Origin of the sequence: Moritella sp. (assembly GCF_033791185.1) — a bacterium.
Classification (GTDB): domain Bacteria; phylum Pseudomonadota; class Gammaproteobacteria; order Enterobacterales; family Moritellaceae; genus Moritella.
The window spans coordinates 1-3732 of sequence record NZ_JASJHF010000017.1; the positions used below are offsets into that span (position 1 = coordinate 1).

General features: G+C 42.2%; 3 protein-coding genes and 1 pseudogene. 3 read left to right on the top strand and 1 reads right to left on the bottom strand.

What is annotated here, in order from left to right; genetic code table 11:
• On the bottom strand, nucleotides 1-333 hold a 333-nt coding region (locus QNK26_RS01145), incomplete at its 3' end, for a LysR family transcriptional regulator (protein WP_319220427.1).
• A gap of 172 nt (nucleotides 334-505) precedes the next feature.
• Here QNK26_RS01145 and QNK26_RS01150 point away from each other — a divergent pair.
• The 3 genes and pseudogenes from QNK26_RS01150 to QNK26_RS01160 all read left to right on the top strand — a co-directional run.
• Complete coding sequence (locus QNK26_RS01150; protein ID WP_319220428.1) at nucleotides 506-1840, top strand: aspartate aminotransferase family protein; 1335 nt, start codon at nucleotides 506-508, stop codon at nucleotides 1838-1840.
• A gap of 87 nt (nucleotides 1841-1927) precedes the next feature.
• The gene (locus tag QNK26_RS01155; protein WP_319220429.1) at nucleotides 1928-3415 is read left to right on the top strand and encodes a CoA-acylating methylmalonate-semialdehyde dehydrogenase; all 1488 of its coding nucleotides are present in this window, start codon (nucleotides 1928-1930) and stop codon (nucleotides 3413-3415) included.
• 17 nt (nucleotides 3416-3432) lie between these two features.
• Nucleotides 3433-3732: pseudogene (locus QNK26_RS01160) on the top strand (hypothetical protein); the annotation flags it as partial.

Genomic DNA, 3732 nt, shown 5'->3' on the forward strand with positions numbered 1-3732 from the left:
AATGCCGATATTAAGCTCACCGACTAAATCGGTGTTGATGGCGTTAACCTGTGCTTTAAACGTGGCTAAACTACTGAGTAACTGTAGCGTTGATTGGTATACTTGTTCGCCTTGTTCGGTGATTGAAAATCCCGAACGACCACGATGACACAAGCGCATCTTTAATAAGCTTTCTAATTCACTAATTGCTTGGCTGATCGCCGGTCGACTAATATTTAGCTCTACTTCTGCAGATGCAAACCCGCCTGATTCAACCACTACTTTAAATATCCGTAAAATACGAATGTGGGCGTCACCCAATTGTCTTGGTAATAGATTTTTAGCTGTACTCAAAATATAAACTCTGCAAATAAAAGTGGCAAAACTATTAGTTAAGTATTTACTTAACTTAAGTTAAAAAAATATAGATTTAATAATCTAACAGTTAATGGATAATGAAATCAACTTAATAAACTTGTGCTGTTTGATAACGCGCAGGTTCAGACTCTTTCTATTGAGATGATTTATGAATAATGATCCAGCTTATTGTGGCTTAAGCCAAGAACAGTTAGATGCACATTGGATGCCTTTTACTGCGAACCGTCAATTTAAAAAAGACCCTCGTATGATTGTCAGTGCGAACGGTAATTATTATACCGACGCTCATGGCCGTAAAATATTTGACGGATTGTCAGGTCTTTGGACCTGTGGTGCAGGTCATGGTCGTGATGAAATTACCGAAGCTATCGCTAAGCAAGCCAAGCAGCTCGATTATTCCCCGGCGTTTCAATACGGTCATCCAAAATCATTTGAGCTTGCGCATCGAATCAGTGAGTTTATGCCTGAAGGTTTAAATAGAGTATTTTTTACTGGTTCTGGTTCTGAGTCTGTAGAAACCGCATTAAAAATTGCCCGTGCTTATTGGCGTAAAAAGGGTATGGCCTCTAAAACGCGATTCATTGGTCGAGCTAAAGGCTATCACGGTGTTAACTGGGGTGGCATTAGTGTTGGTGGCATTGGGCCGAACCGAGCAATGTTTGGTCAGGGTATTGATGCGGCGCATTTACGCCATACCATATTACCTGAAAATAGCTTTAGCAAAGGCATGCCTAGTGCAGGTGCTAATTTAGCAGACGAATTAGAAGATATGATCGCGTTACATGACGCGTCTAATATTGCTGCCGTTATTGTTGAGCCAATGGCCGGATCTGCGGGCGTAATTCCACCACCGATTGGTTACTTACAAAGATTGCGCAGCATATGTGACAAACACAATATTTTATTAATTTTTGATGAAGTTATTACTGCATTTGGCCGCATGGGCGCAAAAACTGGCGCAGAAGCATTTGGCGCAGTACCAGACATGATGACCATAGCTAAGCAAATAACCAATGGTGCAATTCCAATGGGCGCAGTAGTGTCAAAAACTGAAATTTATGACACCTTTATGGATACCGGTGGCCCAGATTATATGCTGGAACTACCACACGGTTATACCTATTCTGCCCACCCTATTGCTTGTGCAGCAGGTTTAGCGACATTAGATTTAATCGAAAGTGAACAACTCATTCAACGGGTAAATACTATTTCGCCTAAGTTTGAACAAATGTTACACGGCCTTAAAGGGTGTAATCATGTCAACGATATTCGCAACTACGGTTTAGCGGGAGCATTAACTCTTGCCAGTGCACCGGGCGAGCCGGCATTACGTCCGTATCAAGTTGCAATGAAATGTTGGGAGAAAGGTTTTTATGTACGCTATGGCGGCGACACTATCCAGTTAGGATTACCTTTTACCACCCAAGAACATGAAATAGACAGTCTGATGAATGCATTAGGCGAGTCACTGAACGAAATTTAACGCCATTTAAACTCAATTTTTAAGACAGTGATTTTTGCCAAATGGTATTAACACTGAATAAACACTATTTATAACTAAGGAATTTTTATGTCAATTGTTGGCCACTTCATCAATGGCGAGTCTGTAACATCAGGCTCTCGCACGCAAGCAGTATTCAATCCGGCCACTGGTGAGTCAGATAGAGAAGTATTATTAGCATCTAAAGAAACTGTAGAGCAAGCAATTGCTAGTGCAGAAGCTGCATTTCCAGCGTGGCGCAATACCCCACCAATCAAACGTGCTCGTGTTATGTTTCGCTTTAAAGATTTATTAGAGCAACATTCTGATCATATTTGTAAGCTAATTGGTCAAGAGCACGGCAAAATAAGCCATGATGCAGCGGGTGAACTGCAACGTGGTATCGAAAATGTTGAATTTGCTTGTGGTGCGCCGCAATTACTTAAAGGCGAGCACAGCCGCAACGTAGGACCTGGTATTGATTCTTGGAGTGAGTTTCAGCCACTAGGTGTTGTTGCCGGTATTACGCCGTTTAACTTTCCTGCTATGGTGCCAATGTGGATGTTTCCACTAGCAATTGTATGCGGTAATACGTTTATCTTAAAACCTTCAGAACGCGTGCCAAGTTCAACGCTTTATATTGCAAAATTATTGCAAGAAGCCGGTCTTCCTGATGGTGTATTAAACGTTGTTAATGGTGATAAAGAAGCCGTTGATACCTTGTTGTCTGACAATCGCGTTAAAGCCGTAAGCTTTGTTGGTTCAACGCCAATAGCCGAATACATATATGCTACAGCCAGTGCTAATGGCAAACGATGCCAAGCATTAGGTGGCGCGAAAAATCACGCGATTGTTATGCCTGATGCCGATATGGATAACGCAGTTAACCAGTTATTAGGCGCGGCATTTGGTTCTTCTGGTGAGCGCTGTATGGCGTTGTCTGTAGCTGTAGCGGTTGGCGATGACGCCGGTGATGCATTGGTAGAAAAAATGCAAACGGCAATGCAAGGCCTTAGTGTTGGCGCTCATGACAATGCCAGCAATGACTTTGGTCCGGTGATCACTTGCCAACATAAAGATAAAGTAAATGGCTTTATTGAGAGTGCTAAACAACAAGGCGCTACTGTTGTTGTCGATGGTCGTAACCCTAAAGTTGCAGGTTTTGATAATGGCTTTTTCGTTGGCGCTACCTTAATTGATGGTGTAACCCCTGAGATGGATAGTTATAAAGCCGAAATTTTTGGTCCTGTCTTACAAGTTGTTCGTGTTAAAACAATGCAAGAAGCCATGAAACTGATTGACGATCATGAGTACGGTAATGGTACATGTATCTTTACTCGAGACGGTGAAGCCGCTCGATACTTCTCTGATCACATTCAAGTAGGTATGGTTGGTATTAATGTACCTTTACCAGTACCCGTTGCTTATCACAGTTTTGGTGGTTGGAAGCGTTCATTGTTTGGTGATTTACATGCATACGGTCCAGACGGTGTACGTTTTTACACAAAACGTAAAACCATTACCCAGCGCTGGCCATCGAGTGGTGTGCGTGAAGGTGCATCGTTTGCTTTCCTATAGTTAATCGAGCTTAATATATGACCACTCAGTCAATAATTCGCTTGTCTGTAAACCCTGAGGGGTTTGCAGATAATGTTGATGAACTCGATGCCGATAGTTTTGCATCAGCTTTACCCACCCAACATAGTTTTGATTATGTGAGTGATGAGGAGCTTGGTGTTTATGTTGGCGTTTGGGATACCACCAGCATGCAAGAATCCGCCGGACCTTATGAGTTTGAAGAATTCATGGTGGTACTTGAAGGCTTTGCTGAAATAAAAAACAATAAAACTGACCAAATTACTAAAGTGTCAGCGGGTCAAGCATTTGTGATCCCT

Coding starts and splice junctions, on each gene's coding strand:
- QNK26_RS01155 (WP_319220429.1), top strand. CDS start 1,928: ATGTCAATTGTTGGCCACTTCATCAATGGCGAGTCTGTAACATCAGGC.
- QNK26_RS01150 (WP_319220428.1), top strand. CDS start 506: ATGAATAATGATCCAGCTTATTGTGGCTTAAGCCAAGAACAGTTAGAT.